The following is a 16,434-nucleotide window of genomic DNA, read 5'->3' on the forward strand; positions in this document are numbered from 1 at the left end:
GTTCCCCCTCCCGGAGGTGATCCCCCATGGCACGGGTGGCGCAGTACACCCTCGACGTGACGGACGTCGACCGGATGGCGACGTTCTGGTCCGCGGCGCTCGGCTACCGGGTCGAGCAGGGCGGCGACGGCAGCGCCAAGCTGTATCCGCCGCCGGACGCGATCGGCGCGCCCACGGTCTGGTTGCAGGGGTCGGGCACGCCCAAGCGCGACAAGAACCGGCTGCACCTCGACCTGGTCGCCGACGGCGAGCCGGCCGACGAGGTGGACCGGCTGGTGAAGCTGGGCGCCCGGCCGGCCGACGTGGGACAGACCGGCGAGGAGGGCTTCGTCGTCCTCGCCGACCCGGAGGACAACGAGTTCTGCGTGCTGGACGGCCCACCGCGCCGGCGCTGACCGGCGCACCGCCGGGCCGCTCCCGCCCGGGCCGCGCCCCGACAGTCGGCGGTCCCCCGCCGGCGGCCGGACGGCCCGGCCCGGGTCGGTCGCCCCGCCGCGCTCAGGACGCGGTGCCGGTGAGCTTCGCGGCGATCCGGCGGAAGCCCTCCCGCAGCTCGGCCTCGCTCGGCGGGCGGGTCGGCTCGGTACGCTGGTCCGCCGCGGCGGCCGCCTCCAGTTCCTCGTCGATGGTGTCCTCGTAGTCGCCGTAGAGGTCGGCCTCCTCGACCTGCGCGATCTCGTCCTCGGCGGCGATCTGCGCGGCCGCGATCTCGCCCCGGATCTCGTCCGCGGAGACCGCCGGCAGCAGCGGCTCGACCACCGCCATCAGCTGTTCCTCGGCCACCACCGCCTCGGCCAGCGCCAGCGCGTGCGCCCGCTCGTACGGGCCGCAGACCACCGGCTCCCACTCGTCGGCGTCGCCGAGCGGGCCGAAGGTGATGATCCAGGGCAGGCCGAGCATCGGCGAGTCGTCCGGCAGGTCCAACGTCACGAGTGCGCCCACCGGCCCATCATGGTCCGTCCCGCCGGAACCCTGGGCGGCAATCGCTCTATTCACGTTCGGACACGGCCACCTGGGAGCGCCAGCGGGCGGTCCAGTCCTCCCGCAACCGACCCAGCGCCGCGTCGTCCAGTCCGTACGCGCTGTTCGATTCGAGCATCGGTCTTCTCCTGTCGTCGTCAGCCCGGCCGGGCCGCGTCCAGCGCGGCACGGACCAGGGCGAGCGCCGCCGCGGGTGGCACCCCGAGCCGGCCGGCCTGCGCCGCGTAGTCGGCCGCCGCCCGCTGCAACCGGTCCATCGCATCGTCGCGCCCGGGTGCGACAAACGTGCCGTGCCGACCCCGGGTGCGCAGCAGGCCGGCCGCCTCCAGCTCCCGGTAGGCCCGGGCCACCGTGTTGGCGGCCAGGTTCAGGTCCGCCGCGAGCTGCCGGACCGTGGGCAGCCGGGTGCCCACCGGCAGCCGGCCGTCGCCGACCATCTCCGCGAGCTGCCCGCGCACCTGCTCGTACGGCGGCACCGACGAGTCCTGGTCGACGACGATCAGCACCGGCTTCTCCATCCCGCTCATCCGGCCCCGCCCGGGGTGCCGGGATCGGTGTCCACGTCGAGGTCACCCGGCGGCGGGCCGCCCGCCGCGAGGTCCACCACCCGCCCCCGGGTGCTGGTCGCGGCGAGCGCCGCGCCGAACAGCAGCAGCTGGTTGAGCAGGTAGAGGTAGAGCAGCAGGCCCACCGCGCCGGCCACCACGGTGTACGCCGGGTTCCGCTCGGTGCGCACCACGTAGTAGCGCCCGACGGTGTTGAGCAGCGTGATGCCGACCGCGACCAGCAGCACCACCGGGCGTAGCCGGACCCGGCTCATCCGCAGCCGGGGCACGGCGACCAGCAGCAGGGTGGCCAGCACCGCGTTGATCAGCACGCTCAGCACCGCGCTGACCGTGGTGAGGCCGACCGAGCCGGTGCTGCGCAGCAGCCAGCGCAGCAGCGACTCCAACGCGTCGACCGCGGCCACCGAGACGCCGAGCAGCACGAAGACGACGATCAGCACGCCGAGGTCGACCAGCCGGCGGACCACCAGGTTGCCCGGCTGCTGGTTGAAGCCGTACATCAACCGCTGCGACGAGCGGATCGCCTCCACCCAGCCGATCCCGGTGAAGACCAGGATGACCAGGCCGACCACCCCGACCGTGCCGCTGCTCTCGGCGATCTGCACCGGGTCGAGGAACGGCAGGTTCTCCCGGAGGAAGTCGGCGGCGGCCACGCTGACCTCGTCGTTGTCCTCGAGGATCGCGCCGAAGATCGAGTACGCGACCAGGGCGAGCGCGAAGACCGCGAAGAAGCCGTAGTAGGCGATCGCCGCGGCCAGCCGCCCGGCCAGCAGGTCGGCGTAGAGTTCGCCGGCCCGCCAGAGGTGGTCGAACGCGCCGGAGCGGTGGCGCGCGGCCGTCAACCGTCGCCCGATGCCCGCCTCCAGGCGGCCGAACACGTTCACGCGCTCATCCTCGCCGATCCCCGGCCGCCGTGCGGGTAACCGGCCCGCCGCGCGCCCGTCCGGCCGCCGGCCGGGTCAGCCGCCCAGCCGGAAGTCCCGGCGCGGCTGCCACCGGGCCTGCCCGCTGTGCGAGAAGAGGGTGAACGCCTCCACCTCGAACATCGCGGAGAAGTCGGCCAGGTCCTCGTACGCCTTGTCCAGCGCCTCCGGCGCGACGTCCTGCGCCACCGTGACGTGCGGGTGGTACGGAAAGCGGGCTTCCCGGCGCAGCTCGGGGGCGGCGCTGATCGCGGCGGCCAACAACTCGCACTCGCTGATCCCGGCCGCGACCGCGACGAAGACCACCTGGGTCACCGGCCGGAACGTGCCGGTGCCCCGCAGGTGCAGGGTGAACGGCAGGTGGGCGGCGGCGACCGCGCCCAGGTGCCGCTCGACGGCGGGCAGCGTCGCCACCGGGATCTCGGTCGGCCCGAGCAGCGTCACGTGCGCCGGAATGTCCGCGGCCTGCGGGTCGCCGGCCTCGGCCCGGCGTCGGGTCAGCATCGCCCCCCACGGCTCGGGGATGTCCACCGCGACCCCGATCTGGATGGTGTCGTCCACCCCGGGCGCCCCGTTGCTGCCGTCCACGCTTCGCGCCACCCCTCCGACCGCCGAACCCGTACCCGTCGCGCCGCGCGACGCTACTCGCCGCGCACCGGCGGGAAGAAGCCCACCCGCTCGTACGCGGTGCGCAGCGTCGCGGCGGCGACCGCGCGGGCCTTCTCCGCGCCGGCGGCGAGCAGCTTGTCCAGCTGCGCCGGATCGTCGAGGTAGCCGCGGGTGCGCTCCTGGATCGGCCGGACGAAGTCTCCGACCACCTCGGCCAGGTCCTTCTTCAGGTCGCCGTAGCCCTTGCCGGCGTACGCGGCCACCAGGTCGTCGATGCCGCGCCCGGTGAGCGCGGAGTAGATGGTGAGCAGGTTGGCGATGCCGGGCTTGGTCTCGGCGTCGAAGACGATCTCCCGACCGGTGTCGGTGACCGCGGAGCGGATCTTCTTGGCCGACCGGGCCGGGTCCTCCAGCAGGTCGATGATGCCGGCCGGGGAGGAGCTGGACTTCGACATCTTGGCGGTCGGGTCCTGCAGGTCGGTGATCTTCGCGGTGTCCTTGACGATGTGCGGCGCCGGCACGGTGAAGGTCGGGCCGAACAGCGAGTTGAACCGCTGGGCCAGGTCGCGGGAGAGTTCCAGGTGCTGGCGCTGGTCCTCGCCGACCGGCACGGCGTTGGCCTGGTAGAGCAGGATGTCGGCGGCCTGCAGGATCGGGTAGGTGAACAGGCCGACACTGGCCCGCTCGCCGCCCTGCTTCTGCGACTTGTCCTTGAACTGGGTCATCCGGCTGGCCTCGCCGAAGCCGGTGATGCAGCCCAGCACCCAGGCCAGCATCGGGTGCTCGGGCACCTGCGACTGCACGAAGAGCGTGCTGCGCTCCGGATCCAGCCCGACCGCGAACAACTGCGCGGCGGCCAGCCGGGACCGCTGCCGCAGCACCTTCGGGTCGTGCCCGGCGGTGATCGCGTGCAGGTCGACCACGCAGTAGAAGGCGTCGTGGGTGTCCTGCAACGCCACCCAGTGCCGCACCGCGCCCAGGTAGTTGCCGAGGTGGAACGAGTCGGCCGTCGGCTGGATGCCGGAGAAGACACGGGGGCGGGCGGGAACGTCGGACATGCCGGCAATTCTGTCAGCAACGCCCGGCGGCCGTCATGACGGCCCCACGGGTCGGGCGGGGCCGGTCGCGGCGGGCGTGTCGACCTCGCGGCGCTGCTCGGGCAGGCGCACCGCGGAGACGGCGAGCCGGGCCACCCGGCGCCCCTCCAGGGCCAGCACCCGCAGCAGCCACCCGCCGGGCGGCTCCCCCGCCCCGGCCGGGCCGCCGTCCGGCTCGACGGCCACCGGCACCTCGTCGCCGGCCACCGGCAGCCGGCCCAGCGCCGCCATCACGTACCCGCCGACCGTCTCGTACGGGCCGGCGGGCAGGCGCACGCCGGTGCGCTCGGCGAAGTCGGCGAGGTTGAGCCGGCCGTCCACCACCGCGGGCAGGCCGGCGCGCACCGGCTCGGGCGGGCCGTCGTACTCGCCGTGGATCTCCCCGACCAGCTCCTCGATGAGGTCCTCGCAGGTGACGATGCCGGCGGTGCCGCCGTACTCGTCGACCACCACGGCCAGGTGGTGTCCCTCCCGGCGCATCTCGGTCAGCGCGGCGAGCACCCGCTTGCTGCCGGGCAGCCGCTTCACCTCCCGGGTCAGCTCCCCGACGGTGGTGCACGGGTCGACCTCGGGGCGCAGCAGCACGTCGCGCAGGTGCACGAAGCCGACCACGTCGTCGTGGGTGCCGTCGACCACCGGGTAGCGGGTGTGCGGTTCGGCGCGGACCAGCCGGGCCGCCTCGGCGATGGCCAGCCGGGCGGAGAGGAAGACCACCTCGGTGCGGGGCATCATCACCTCGCGGACCAGGCTCGCGCCGGCGACCAGCACCTCGTCGATGATCCGGCGTTCCTCCGGGTCCAGCAGCGTGTTGGCGGCGACCAGGTCGCGCAGGTCGGCCTCGCTGATCCGCTCCCGGCCGGCGGCCGGGCTGGCGCCCAGCAGGTCGGTCACCAGCCGGGTGGCGCCGTCCGCGGCGCGGACCACGACCCGGGCCACCGCCCGGGCGAGCGGGCCCGGTTCGCGGCGCAGCCGCTCCCGCGTCCGCCGCCGGAGCCCGGGACGACCCGCTTCCCGCATGCCTTGGATGGTAGACAGCGGAGGCCGCCGCCACCGGCAGGTGCGCATGTTCGGGTCTGTTTAATCGTGAGAGTTTATGATGGAATGGCGAGCGCGCGGACGCGGAGCGCGGCCCCGACCGGCGGCCGTAGGGTGATCACCACATGGTCGCGGCCACCCGGCCAGGCAGGAGGAGACCGACGTGAAACTGCTCGTCACCGGCGGCGCCGGCTTCATCGGCAGCGTGGTGACCCGGATGCTGCTGGACGCCGGTCACCAGGTGGTCGTCCTCGACAACCTGCGCACCGGGCACCGGGCCGCGCTCGCCCCCGAGGCGACCCACGTCCAGGCGTCCATCCACGAGGCGGCCCGGGTGGTCACCCCCGAGGCCGGCTTCGACGGGGTGCTGCACTTCGCCGCCCTGATCGCCGCCGGTGAGTCGATGGTCAAGCCGGAGCTCTACTGGCACACCAACACCGTCGGCACGCTCGCGCTGCTCGACGCGGTCCGCGCCGCCGGGGTGCCCCGGCTGGTCTTCTCCTCCACCGCCGCCGTCTACGGCAACCCCACCGAGCTGCCGATCCCGGAGACCGCGGTCAAGGCCCCCACCAACACGTACGGGGCCACCAAACTCGCCGTCGACCTGGCGCTCACCTCCGAGGCAATCGCGCACGGCCTGGCCGCCGTCTCGCTGCGCTACTTCAACGTGGCCGGCGCACACCTCGACGGCGACGTCGCGCTCGGCGAACGGCACGACCCGGAGACCCACCTGATCCCGATCGCGCTCGAGGTGGCCGCCGGCCGCCGGGAGAAGCTCCAACTCTTCGGCGACGACTACCCCACCGTCGACGGCACCTGCGTGCGCGACTACATCCACGTCGCCGACCTGGCCCGGGCCCACCTGCTCGCGCTGGACACGGCGACCCCCGGCCAGCACCGGATCTACAACCTCGGCAACGGCAGCGGCTTCACCAACCGGCAGGTCGTCGACGTGGTCCGCGAGGTCACCGGGCACCCGGTGCCGGTGGAGGTCGCGCCGCGCCGGGAGGGCGACCCGGCCGAACTGGTCGCCTCGTCCGCGCTGGCCCGCGCCGAACTCGGCTGGGTGCCGCGGAAGCCGACCCTGCACGACATGGTCGGTGACGCCTGGGCCTTCTACCGCGCCCACGTGCTGGAGCAGCGGTGACCGACGATGTCGCGGCCCGCGCCACCGCCGGCTTCCGGTCGGCGTACGGGGCGGAGCCGGCGGGCCGCTGGGCGGCTCCCGGGCGGGCCAACCTGATCGGCGAGCACACCGACTACAACGACGGGTTCGTGCTCCCCTTCGCGCTCTCCCTGCGTACCGTGGCGGCGGCCGCCACCCAGCCCGGCGAGACCTGGACCGTCTGGTCGGAGCTGACCGGCGAGACGGTCAGCTTCGGCGCCGCCGAGGTCGCCGCGCCGGGCCGGGTCACCGGCTGGGCCGCGTACGTGGCCGGGGTGGTGTGGGCGCTGCGCGAGGCCGGCCACGCCGTGCCCGGCGCCCGGCTGGCGATCGCCTCCGACGTGCCGCTCGGCTCCGGGCTCTCCTCCTCGGCCGCGCTGGAGTCGGCCGTGCTGGCCGCCCTGGTCGACCTGGGCGGGCTGGACCTGCCCGCCGAGCGGCGGCCCCGGTTGGCCCAGCGGGCCGAGAACGCCTACGTCGGCGCGCCGACCGGGATCATGGACCAGTCCGCCGCGATCCGCTGCCGCGCCGGGCACGCGCTCTTCCTCGACTGCCGGGACGAGTCGGTGGAGCACATCCCGTTCGACCTGGACGCCGCCGGGCTCGCCATGCTGGTGGTCGACAGCCGGGCCCCGCACCGGCACGCCGACGGCGAGTACGCGGCCCGCCGCAAGTCCTGCGAGCACGGCGCCGAGCAGCTCGGCGTACCGGCGCTGCGGGACGTCGACGTGGCCGGGCTGGACGACGCGCTGGTCCGCCTCGACGACGACGAGACCCGTCGCCGGGTGCGGCACGTGGTCACCGAGGACCAGCGGGTGCTGGACACCGTGGCGCTGCTGCGGGCCGGCCGGATCCGCGAGATCGGCCCGCTGCTGACCGCCTCGCACGCCTCGATGCGGGACGACTTCGAGATCACCGTCCCGGAGATCGACACCGCGGTCGAGGCGGCGCTGGCGGCCGGGGCGCTCGGCGCGCGGATGACCGGCGGCGGGTTCGGCGGCTGCGTCCTCGCCCTGGTCGACGCCACCGCCGCCGAGACCGTGGCCGCCGCCGTCACGGCCGCGTACGCCGAGCGCGGCTTCACCACCCCCGGACACGTCACCGTGCTGCCCGGCCCCGGCGCCACCCGGCTGGACTGAGCCGCCGCCCGCCCGAACCCCGCTCCCCACCGCGACCGTCCGAACACGACGGTCGGTAGGGTGTGTCCCCGCCGGGCGGACACGACGGACTGGGGAGGCGACGTGGGCGACGCCGGTATCACCGCCCAGGAACGGGCGCTGGCACTGATCCGCGTCGGGCGGCACGCCGACGCGGCACGGGTGCTGACCGACCTGCTGGCCGAGCAGCCCGAACACGTCGGGGTGCTGCTCATGCTGGCCCGCTGCCGCCGGGAGCTGGGCCAGCTCGCGGAGGCCATGCGGGTGGTCGACCGGGCGCTGGGGGTCGCCGTCGCCAAGGAGCACCTGCTCGCCGAGAAGGCCCGGATCCTGTTGGCCGCCGGGCACCCCGGGCATGCGGCGGCCGCCGCCCAGCGGGCGCTGGAGCTGGCCCCGGGGTCGTGGGAGGCGAACGCGCTGCTGGCCGAGGCGCTGCTCACCCTCGGCAACCCGACCCGGGTGGTGGTCGCCCGCCGGTACGCCGACACCGCGCTGGACCTCGCCCGCCACATCCCCGACGTACACCTGCTCGACGCCCGGCTGCACGCCCGGATGGGCCGGCCGCGGGCCGCGCGGGAGGCCTGCCGGCAGGCCCTCGCCCTGGACCCGGCGTACGAACCGGCGCTGCGCCAGCTCGCGCTGCTGGACGCCGCGCGGGACCGGGCCGGGCGGGCCGCCCGCGGCTTCACCGCCGCGCTGGCCGCCGCCCCGCAGAACCCGGGGGCCGCGGCCGCGCACGAGGCGGTCGCCGCCGCGCTGTGCTGGCGGCTGTTCGACCTGCTGGTGCTGGCCACCCTCGGGCACTGGGCGCTGTTCACGGCGATCGCGGGCGCGCTCGGCGACGCGGCCCGGCCCGCCCGGCTGGCCGCCGCGCTGGCGGTGCCGCCGCTGGTCGCCGCGGTGGGCGTGCTGGCCTGGCGACGACAGCCGGCGGCGGTGCGCTGGCAGCTACGCCGGCAGCTCCGCTCGACCTCGGTGGTGCTCTGCCTGCTGCTCACCCTGACCGTGACCGCCGGTCTGGTGGTCGGCAGCAGCGCGCCGGTGCCGGGCGCGCTGCTGCTGGTCCCCGGTTGCGCGGTCTTCGCGTTCCGCGCCTGGCGGCAGCTCAGCCGCCGCGCCGCGCCGGCCGTCCGCTGGCTCGGCTACCGGATCTGGACCCGGCTCGCCGCCCGCACCACCGTGTCGACCCCCGGCGCCGGAGCCGGAACCTCCTGACCGGCGAGCCGGGCCGGTCAGGACGCTTCGATGATCATGCCGGCGCCGACCGTCCGGTTGGTGGTCTCGTCGATGATGACGAAGCCGCCGGTGGTGCGGTTGCGCCGGTACTCGTCGGCGAGCAGCGGGATCGTGGTGCGCAGCCGCACCCGGCCGATCTCGTTGAGCCGCAGCTCGCCGGCCGCCTCGTCGCGGTGCAGCGAGTTGACGTCCAGCCGGTAGTTCAGCCCACGCACGATCGCCCGCGCCGAGCGGGTGGTGTGCTTGATGGCGTACCTGCCGCCGACCTGGAGCGGCCGGGTCTCGTCCAGCCAGCAGACCATCGCCTCGATGTCCTGGGCCACCGCCGGGGCGTTGTTCGGCCGGCAGATCATGTCGCCCCGGGAGATGTCGATCTCGTCTTCCAGGCGTACGGTCACCGACATCGGCGGGAACGCCTCCGCGACCGGCCCGTCGGCGGTCTCCACCACGGCGATCCGGCTGGTGAAGCCGGACGGCAGCACCATCACCTCGTCGCCGGGCTTGAGCACACCGGAGGCCACCTGGCCGGCGTAGCCGCGGTAGTCGGTGACGGTGGTGGACTGCGGACGGATCACGTACTGCACCGGGAACCGGACGTCGACCAGGTTGCGGTCGCTGGCGATGTGCACCCGCTCCAGGTGGTGCAGCAGCGACGGCCCCTCGTACCAGGGCATGTTCGCCGACCGGCTGACGATGTTGTCGCCGCGCAGCGCGGAGATCGGCACCACCGTCAGATCGGGCGCGTCGAGCTTCGCGGCGAACGCGGTGAACTCGTCGGCGATCCGCTCGAAGACCTCCTGCGAGAAATCGACCAGGTCCATCTTGTTGACGCAGAGCACCAGGTGCGGGACCCGCAACAGCGAGCAGAGGAACGCGTGCCGGCGGGACTGCTCCACCAGGCCCTTGCGGGCGTCGACCAGGATCAGCGCCAGGTCGGCGGTGGACGCCCCGGTGACCATGTTCCGGGTGTACTGGATGTGCCCGGGGGTGTCGGCGATGATGAACTTCCGCCGCGGCGTGGCGAAGTAGCGGTACGCCACGTCGATGGTGATGCCCTGCTCCCGCTCGGCCCGCAGGCCGTCGGTGAGCAGCGCCAGGTTGGTGTACTCGTCGCCGCGGGCCGCGCTGACCGCCTCGACGGCGGCGAGCTGGTCGGTGAAGAGCGACTTGGTGTCGTACAGCAGCCGGCCGATCAGGGTCGACTTGCCGTCGTCCACGCTGCCCGCGGTGGCGAAGCGCAGCAGGTCCATGCGACGGGGCTCCGGCCCGCCACCGGTGGCGGCGCGGCCGTCCGTCGGCTTCGCGCCGTCCGGCGCGACGGTCTCGGTGGTCATCAGAAGTAGCCCTCCCGCTTGCGGTCCTCCATGGCGGCCTCGCTGACCCGGTCGTCACCCCGGGTCGCGCCGCGCTCGGTGATCCGGGTGGCGGCGACCTCCTCGATGACCTTCTCCACCGTGTCGGCGTCCGAGCGGACGGCGGCGGTGCAGGACGCGTCGCCGACCGTGCGGTAGCGCACCCGCGCCTTGAACCGCTCCTCACCCGCCCGGGGCCGGAAGAACTCGTTGACCGCGTAGAGCATCCCGTCCCGCTCGACCACCTCGCGCTCGTGCGCGTAGTAGATCGACGGCAGCGCGATCCGCTCCCGGGCGATGTAGTGCCAGACGTCCAGCTCCGTCCAGTTGGACAGCGGGAAGACCCGGATCGACTCGCCCGGGTGGTGCCGGCCGTTGTAGAGCGCCCACAGTTCGGGACGCTGGTTCTTCGGATCCCACTGGCCGAACTCGTCCCGGAAGCTGAACACCCGCTCCTTGGCCCGGGCCTTCTCCTCGTCCCGGCGGGCGCCGCCGAAGAGCGCGTCGAAGCGGTGCTTCTCCACCGCGTCCAGGAGCACCGGGGTCTGGATCCGGTTGCGCATGCCGTCGGCCGACTCGCGCACCAGCCCGCTGGCCAACGCCTCCGGCACGCTCGCCACCACCAGCTGCAGGCCCAGCTCGGCGACCCGCTGATCCCGGTATTCGAGAACCTCGGGGAAGTTGTGCCCGGTGTCCACGTGCATCACGGGGAAGGGGATGTTGGCCGGCGCGAACGCCTTCTGAGCCAACCGCAGCATCACGATCGAGTCCTTGCCGCCCGAGAAGAGCAGCACCGGCCGCTCCATCTCGGCGACCACCTCGCGCATCACGAAGATGCTCTCGGCCTCCAGCGCGTCGAGGTGCGAGACCTGGTAGGCGGGGGCGGTCACGACCGGGACTCGATTCGCTCGCTCATCCGATTCCAGACCTTTCCGGTCGGGTACGTCAGGAAGACGCTCAGGCTACCCCGAATGTCTCTGCAACGCCGCAAGCAACCGGGGAGCGAGATCCGCACGACAGACCAGCAGGTCGGGCAGGCGCGGATCCGCCTCGTTGTATTTCAGCGCAGAACCATCGATCCGGGAAGCGTGCAGCCCGGTGGCCGTCGCCACAGCCACCGGCGCCGCCGAATCCCACTCGTACTGGCCACCGGCGTGGATGTAGGCGTCCACCTCACCGGTCGCCACCGCCGCGATCTTGGCGCCGGCCGAGCCCATCGGCACCAGGTGCGCCCCCACGTCCTCGGCCAGGTCGGTGAGGAAGACCGGCGGCCGGCTCCGGCTCGCCGCCAACCGGATGGTCCGCCGCCCGCCCGCGGCCGCCGCCTCCACCGTCAGCGGCGGGTACGCCGGCGGGTAGTCGGTCGCGAGCACCCGCTGCTGCGCCGGCAACGCCACCGCCCCGGCGACCAGCCCGTGCGGCGTCGGCGCGGTACGCGACCAGAGCGCCACGTGCACCGCCCAGTCCGAACGGCCCTCCTCGGCGAACTCCCGGGTGCCGTCCAGCGGGTCGACGATCCACACCCGGTCGGCGGTCAACCGGGACACCGCCCCGGTGTTCACCTCCGCCGCCCAGGCCAGCCGCGACCCCTCGTCCTCCTCGGAAAGGACCGCGTCGCCCGGCCGCCACTGCGCCAGCTCGGTGCGGATCAGGTCGTGCGAGACCTTGTCGCCGGCCGACTTCAGCGCTCCCGCGTCCGCGAACCCCAGCTCGGCCCGCAGCGCCAGCAGCGCCTGACCGGCCCGGGCGGCCAGCCAGCGGGCGAACGCGCCGTCGATCATCGGAGGACTGCCCATGACTTCCGCTCCCGTCGCCTCGTCCCGTCCCGCGCCGCCCGGCGAGCCGGCGACGACCCGCCGCCGGTCGCGTCACTCGGGCGAAAGGCGCAGACTACCCGCTGGCGACGTCCGGCCCCGGACGCCCGCCCGGCTCACGACCCGTGGTACAGGTTCTGCGTCGGCTCCACGCCGCGGGTGACGACCGACTCCACCACGTCCGCGGCCCGGTCCACCAGGAACTCCAGCTCCTTGCGCTCGACCGCGCCGAAATCCGACAGTACGTAGTCGGCCGGGTCCTGCCGCCCCGGCGGCCGGCCGATGCCGAACCGCACCCGGACGTAGTCCTTGGTGCCCAGCGACTTCGACATCGACCGCAGGCCGTTGTGCCCGCCCTCGCCGCCGCCGCACTTCACCCGCAGCTGCCCGTAGCCGATGTCCAGCTCGTCGTGCACCGCGACCACCTGGCCCGGCGCCACCTTGTAGAACTGCGTCAGCGCGGCCACCGGCCCGCCGGAGAGGTTCATGTAGGTCAGCGGCTTCACCAGCACCAGCTTCGGCCCGCCGAAGCCGAGCCGCCCCTCGGCCACCTCCGCCACCGCGCGCTTGTGCCGGCCGAACTTCGCGCCGAGTCGCCCGGCCAGCAGGTCGGCCACCATGAACCCGACGTTGTGCCGGTTACCGGCGTACTCCCGGCCCGGGTTGCCCAGGCCGACCACCAGCCACGGCCCCGCCTCGTCCGTCACGACCCGCCCCTCCCGCTGTCGCTGCCACCAGACCCGAATACGCCGACAGGCGCCCCCAAACCGCTCGGGGACGCCCGTCGCACGAAGCGAACCGATCAGGCCTCGGTACGCGCCTCGGCGCTCTCCTCGCCCGCGGCGGCCGGAGCTTCCTCGGCGCCCTCGGAGCCCTCGGTGACCTCGCCGACCTCGGCCTCGGCCTCCTCGGTGGCCTCCTCGACCTCGGGCAGGGTGGCCTCGAGCTGCTCGGCGGTCGGCGCGGCGGTCACCGCGGCGACCGGCAGCTCCGGGTCGGCGGCCAGCTCGACGCCGGCCGGCAGCTGAACGTCGCTGGCGGTGACCTGCGAGCCGGCCTCCAGGCCCTCGATCGAGGCCTCCAGGTGGTCCGGCACCTTGGTGGCGTCGGCGGTCACCGAGAGGGTGTCGTGGTCGTGCACGATCAGGGTGTCCTTGGCGGCCTCACCGGTCAGCTGGACCGGGACGTCGACGGTGACCTTCTCGCCGCGCCGGACCAGCAGCAGGTCGACGTGCTCGAAGGTGTCCTTGATCGGGTCACGCTGGATCGCCTTCGGCAGCGCCAGCGCCTGGGTGCCGTCGCTCACCTCGATCGCGAAGAGCTGGTTGGCGCCACCCTTACGGATCGCCGCGGCGAACTCCCGGGCGGGAAGCGCGATGTGCTTGGGCTTCTCGCCGTGGCCGTACAGCACGGCGGGCACCTTGCCGGCCCGGCGGGTACGACGGGCACCACCCTTGCCGAACTCGGTACGGGGCTCGGCGCTGATCTTTACCTCGGACACGGGGAAACTCCTGATGCTTCGCTGCGGCGGCTTGTCGTCTGGCGGTGCTGGGGCGAGGGGCTCGCTGGGGCTCATGCGTCATGAACGACTGCCCGGAGCACCGCGTCGATCACGGTGCCTCCGTGCGGCGCTTGTCAGCGGCCCGCCGGGCACCCTCGCCGTGGCAACCGCACCAGTCTACCCGAGCTGATTCCGTGCTCTCCGGCAGTCCCCAGGTCTCCGCCCCGGCGCCGGCGTCGGCGTGCCGCTCGGCCCGGCCGGGGCTCGTCCGCCGGAGCGCGGAGCGGATCGGCATGGCCGCGGCCCGCGCGCCGGGCGGGACGGGCGGCGGGGGTCAGGGCGTCGCCCCGGCCCCCGCCGGTCGGTCAGCTCAGGCCGCCGAACAGGGTGGTCACCGAACCGTCGTCGAACACCTCACGGATCGCCCGGGCCAGCAGCGGCGCGATCGACAGCACGGTGAGCTTGTCGAGCTGCTTCTCTGGCGGCAGCGGCAGCGTGTTGGTCACCACGACCTCGCTGATCGGGCTGTTCTTCAGCCGCTCGGTCGCCGGGTCGGAGAGCAGGGCGTGGGTGGAGGCGACCACCACGTCCGCCGCGCCGGACTCCCGGAGGATGTCCGCCGCCCGGCAGATCGTGCCACCGGTGTCGATCATGTCGTCGACGATCAGGCAGACCCGGCCCTCGACCTCGCCGACCACCCGGTTCGCCACCACCTGGTTCGGCTTCAGCGGGTCCCGGGTCTTGTGGATGAAGGCCAGCGGGCAGCCGCCCAGCCGGTCCGTCCACCGCTCGGCCACCCGCACCCGGCCCGAGTCCGGCGCCACCACGGTCATCGGCCGGCCCGCGTACTTGTGCTGGACGTACTCGGCGAGCACGTCCATCGCGAAGAGGTGGTCCACCGGGCCGTCGAAGAAGCCCTGGATCTGCGCGGTGTGCAGGTCGACGGTGAGGATCCGGTTCGCGCCCGCGGTCTTGAGCAGGTCGGCGATCAGCCGGGCCGAGATCGGCTCCCGACCCCGGTGCTTCTTGTCCTGCCGCGAGTACGGGTAGAACGGCAGGACCACGGTGATCCGCTTCGCCGAACCCCGCTTCAGCGCGTCGATCATGATCAGGGTCTCCATGACCCAGGTGTTGACCCCGTGCGTGACGGACTGCACCACGAAGGCGTCCGAACCACGCACCGAGTCCTTGAACCGTACGAAGATCTCACCGTTGGCGAACTCGTACGCGTCGGCCGGCGTCGGCGCGACGCCGAGCACCTCGCCGATCTCCCTGGCCAGCTCCGGAAAGGCCCGTCCGGAGAAGAGCATCAGGCTCTTGCGGTTTTCGGCGACGATGCTGCCCATGGCCCGTCTGCTCCCGTTGTGGTCGGTGGTACCCGGCGCGCGGTGGTGGTGGGCCGGGGACTATTCGGTTGCAGTATCTCCCCCGCCGGACGCCGGGCCCACCGCCTCGGCATCACCGTGGATTGCCTCACCTTCGCTTGCGGCACCCGCCCCGCCCGACGCACCCTCCGCTGCCCGCAGCGCCCGCTCGGCCGCCGCCGCAGAGACCGTGCCGGGCCGCTTGCGGGCCACCCAGCCCTCGATGTTGCGGTGCGGCGCCCGGGTCACCCCGAGCGCGCCGGGCGGCACGTCCTGGGCGATCGCGCTGCCCGCCGCCACGTACGCCCCGGGACCCACCTCGACCGGGGCGATCAGGCTGGTGTCGCAGCCGACGAAGGCCCCCTCGCCGACGACCGTCCGGTGCTTGTTCACCCCGTCGTAGTTCACGAAGATCGTCGCCGCGCCGATGTTGGCCTTGGCCCCGATCGTCGCGTCACCCACGTACGACAGGTGCGGCACCTTGGCGCCCTCGCCGACCTCGGAGTTCTTCACCTCGACGAACGTGCCGACCTTCGACTTCCCGGCCAGCCGCGCGGCCGGCCGCAGGTACGCGTACGGCCCGACACTGGCCCCCGGGCCGACCTCGGCGCCCACCGCGTGGCTGCGCAGCACTGTCGCGCCCGCGCCGACCACGGTGTCGATCAGGGTGACGTCCGGCCCGACCACCGCGCCGGTGCCGACCACCGTGCCGCCACGGAGCTGGGTGTTCTGGTCCACCACCGCGTCCCGGTCCAGCGCGACGGTCACGTCGATCCAGGTCGTGTCCGGGTCCAGCAGGGTCACACCGGTCCGCATCCAGGCCTCGTTCACCCGGTCGCGCAGCAGCCGGCGCAGCCCGGCCAGCTCGACCCGGTCGTTGCAGCCCAGCGTCTCGACGTGGTCGGCCGCGACGTGCACCGCCACCGGCTCGCCGGCCGAGACCAGCAGGCCGAAGACGTCGGTGAGGTACTCCTCGCCCTGGTCGTTGTCGGTGGAGAGCTTGCCCAGCGCGTCCCGCAGCCGGGCCGCGTCGAACGCGTAGATCCCGGCGTTGATCTCGCGGATCGCGCGCTGCGCGGCGGTGGCGTCCCGCTCCTCGACGATCCGCTCCAGCCGGCCCTCGTCGTTGCGGACGATCCGGCCCAGGCCGGTCGGGTCGGGCACCTCGGCGGCGAGCACGGTCGCCGCGGCGCCCGCACCCTCGTGCGCCGCCACCAGCGCGGCCACCGTCTCCGCACGGAGCAGCGGCACGTCCCCGTTGATCACGACGACGGTGCCGGTGGCGTCCGGCGCCGCGTCCAGCGCGATCCGGACCGCGTGCCCGGTTCCAAGCTGCTCGGCCTGGAGCACCGGGGTGGCCTCCGGGGCGACCTCGGTCAGGTGGCCGCGCACCTGGTCGGCGCCGTGCCCGACCACGACCACCGTGCGGTCCGCGCCGAGCGGCGCGGCGGCGGTCAGCACGTGGCCGAGCAGCGTACGGCCGAGCAGCGGGTGCAGCACCTTGGGCAGCGCCGACTTCATCCGCTTGCCCTCACCGGCGGCGAGCACGACGACGGTGCGGGTGTGGGGCTGGGACACGACGCGGCTCCAGTCGGGACGACGGACAGTCTCGCGGCCATGCTAACCAGACGTCG

The 16,434-nt window shown here is 73.9% G+C and carries 17 protein-coding genes; 4 read left to right on the top strand and 13 right to left on the bottom strand.

Annotated features, from left to right (window positions below; genetic code table 11):
* The first annotated feature begins 26 nt into the window (after nt 1-26).
* Nucleotides 27-395, top strand: a complete 369-nt coding sequence (locus GA0070609_RS25305; RefSeq protein WP_088996103.1) for a VOC family protein — start codon at nt 27-29, stop codon at nt 393-395.
* A gap of 103 nt (nt 396-498) precedes the next feature.
* Here the strand turns inward: GA0070609_RS25305 and GA0070609_RS25310 are convergent, their stop codons facing one another.
* The 6 genes from GA0070609_RS25310 to GA0070609_RS25335 all read right to left on the bottom strand — a co-directional run bounded on the left by GA0070609_RS25310 (nt 499) and on the right by GA0070609_RS25335 (nt 5,193).
* On the bottom strand, nt 499-942 hold the full coding sequence (locus GA0070609_RS25310) for a hypothetical protein (RefSeq protein ID WP_088996104.1): 444 nt from the start codon (nt 940-942) through the stop codon (nt 499-501).
* A gap of 176 nt (nt 943-1,118) precedes the next feature.
* Nucleotides 1,119-1,499: a GntR family transcriptional regulator gene (locus GA0070609_RS25315; RefSeq protein WP_088996105.1), complete on the bottom strand. Its 381-nt coding sequence runs from the start codon at nt 1,497-1,499 to the stop codon at nt 1,119-1,121.
* 5 nt (nt 1,500-1,504) lie between these two features.
* Entirely contained in the window at nt 1,505-2,431 is a 927-nt protein-coding gene (locus GA0070609_RS25320; protein ID WP_088996106.1) for a YihY/virulence factor BrkB family protein, read from the bottom strand.
* Between the two features lie 75 nt (nt 2,432-2,506).
* A complete protein-coding gene (locus tag GA0070609_RS25325) occupies nt 2,507-3,070 on the bottom strand; it encodes a 2'-5' RNA ligase family protein (protein WP_088996107.1) in 564 nt (187 codons plus the stop codon).
* Nucleotides 3,071-3,111: 41 nt separating this feature from the next.
* On the bottom strand, nt 3,112-4,137 hold the full coding sequence (trpS, locus tag GA0070609_RS25330) for a tryptophan--tRNA ligase (RefSeq protein ID WP_088996108.1): 1,026 nt from the start codon (nt 4,135-4,137) through the stop codon (nt 3,112-3,114).
* 33 nt (nt 4,138-4,170) lie between these two features.
* Nucleotides 4,171-5,193: a hemolysin family protein gene (locus GA0070609_RS25335; RefSeq protein WP_088996109.1), complete on the bottom strand. Its 1,023-nt coding sequence runs from the start codon at nt 5,191-5,193 to the stop codon at nt 4,171-4,173.
* A gap of 181 nt (nt 5,194-5,374) precedes the next feature.
* Here GA0070609_RS25335 and galE point away from each other — a divergent pair, with 181 nt between their 5' ends.
* From galE to GA0070609_RS25350, 3 genes are all read left to right on the top strand, one after another.
* Nucleotides 5,375-6,358 carry a UDP-glucose 4-epimerase GalE gene (galE, locus tag GA0070609_RS25340; protein WP_088996110.1) on the top strand — a complete coding sequence of 328 codons (984 nt, stop codon included), beginning with the start codon at nt 5,375-5,377 and terminating at the stop codon, nt 6,356-6,358.
* A complete protein-coding gene (galK, locus tag GA0070609_RS25345; RefSeq protein ID WP_088996111.1) occupies nt 6,355-7,515 on the top strand; it encodes a galactokinase in 1,161 nt (386 codons plus the stop codon). The genes galE and galK overlap by 4 nt, the downstream gene beginning before the upstream one ends.
* A 102-nt stretch (nt 7,516-7,617) precedes the next feature.
* Nucleotides 7,618-8,748, top strand: coding sequence for a tetratricopeptide repeat protein (locus tag GA0070609_RS25350; RefSeq protein WP_172899403.1), 1,131 nt, complete (start codon nt 7,618-7,620; stop codon nt 8,746-8,748).
* A 17-nt stretch (nt 8,749-8,765) separates the two neighbouring features.
* Here the strand turns inward: GA0070609_RS25350 and GA0070609_RS25355 are convergent, their stop codons facing one another.
* From GA0070609_RS25355 to glmU, 7 genes are all read right to left on the bottom strand, one after another.
* Nucleotides 8,766-10,103: a sulfate adenylyltransferase subunit 1 gene (locus tag GA0070609_RS25355; RefSeq protein ID WP_088996113.1), complete on the bottom strand. Its 1,338-nt coding sequence runs from the start codon at nt 10,101-10,103 to the stop codon at nt 8,766-8,768.
* On the bottom strand, nt 10,103-11,011 hold the full coding sequence (gene cysD, locus GA0070609_RS25360) for a sulfate adenylyltransferase subunit CysD (protein WP_088996114.1): 909 nt from the start codon (nt 11,009-11,011) through the stop codon (nt 10,103-10,105). Before cysD ends, GA0070609_RS25355 begins: the two co-directional genes overlap by 1 nt.
* Before the next feature lie 72 nt (nt 11,012-11,083).
* Nucleotides 11,084-11,917 carry an inositol monophosphatase family protein gene (locus tag GA0070609_RS25365; protein WP_088996115.1) on the bottom strand — a complete coding sequence of 278 codons (834 nt, stop codon included), beginning with the start codon at nt 11,915-11,917 and terminating at the stop codon, nt 11,084-11,086.
* Between the two features lie 134 nt (nt 11,918-12,051).
* The gene (pth, locus tag GA0070609_RS25370) at nt 12,052-12,642 is read right to left on the bottom strand and encodes an aminoacyl-tRNA hydrolase (protein ID WP_088996116.1); all 591 of its coding nucleotides are present in this window, start codon (nt 12,640-12,642) and stop codon (nt 12,052-12,054) included.
* A 95-nt stretch (nt 12,643-12,737) separates the two neighbouring features.
* Nucleotides 12,738-13,436, bottom strand: coding sequence for a 50S ribosomal protein L25/general stress protein Ctc (locus GA0070609_RS25375; protein ID WP_088996117.1), 699 nt, complete (start codon nt 13,434-13,436; stop codon nt 12,738-12,740).
* Between the two features lie 365 nt (nt 13,437-13,801).
* Nucleotides 13,802-14,782, bottom strand: a complete 981-nt coding sequence (locus tag GA0070609_RS25380; protein ID WP_088996118.1) for a ribose-phosphate diphosphokinase — start codon at nt 14,780-14,782, stop codon at nt 13,802-13,804.
* A 60-nt stretch (nt 14,783-14,842) separates the two neighbouring features.
* Nucleotides 14,843-16,378 (bottom strand): bifunctional UDP-N-acetylglucosamine diphosphorylase/glucosamine-1-phosphate N-acetyltransferase GlmU, encoded by a 1,536-nt coding sequence (gene glmU, locus GA0070609_RS25385; RefSeq protein ID WP_088996119.1) that lies wholly within the window; start codon nt 16,376-16,378, stop codon nt 14,843-14,845.
* Nucleotides 16,379-16,434: the final 56 nt, after the last annotated feature.

The organism is Micromonospora echinaurantiaca, assembly GCF_900090235.1.
Classification (GTDB): domain Bacteria; phylum Actinomycetota; class Actinomycetes; order Mycobacteriales; family Micromonosporaceae; genus Micromonospora; species Micromonospora echinaurantiaca.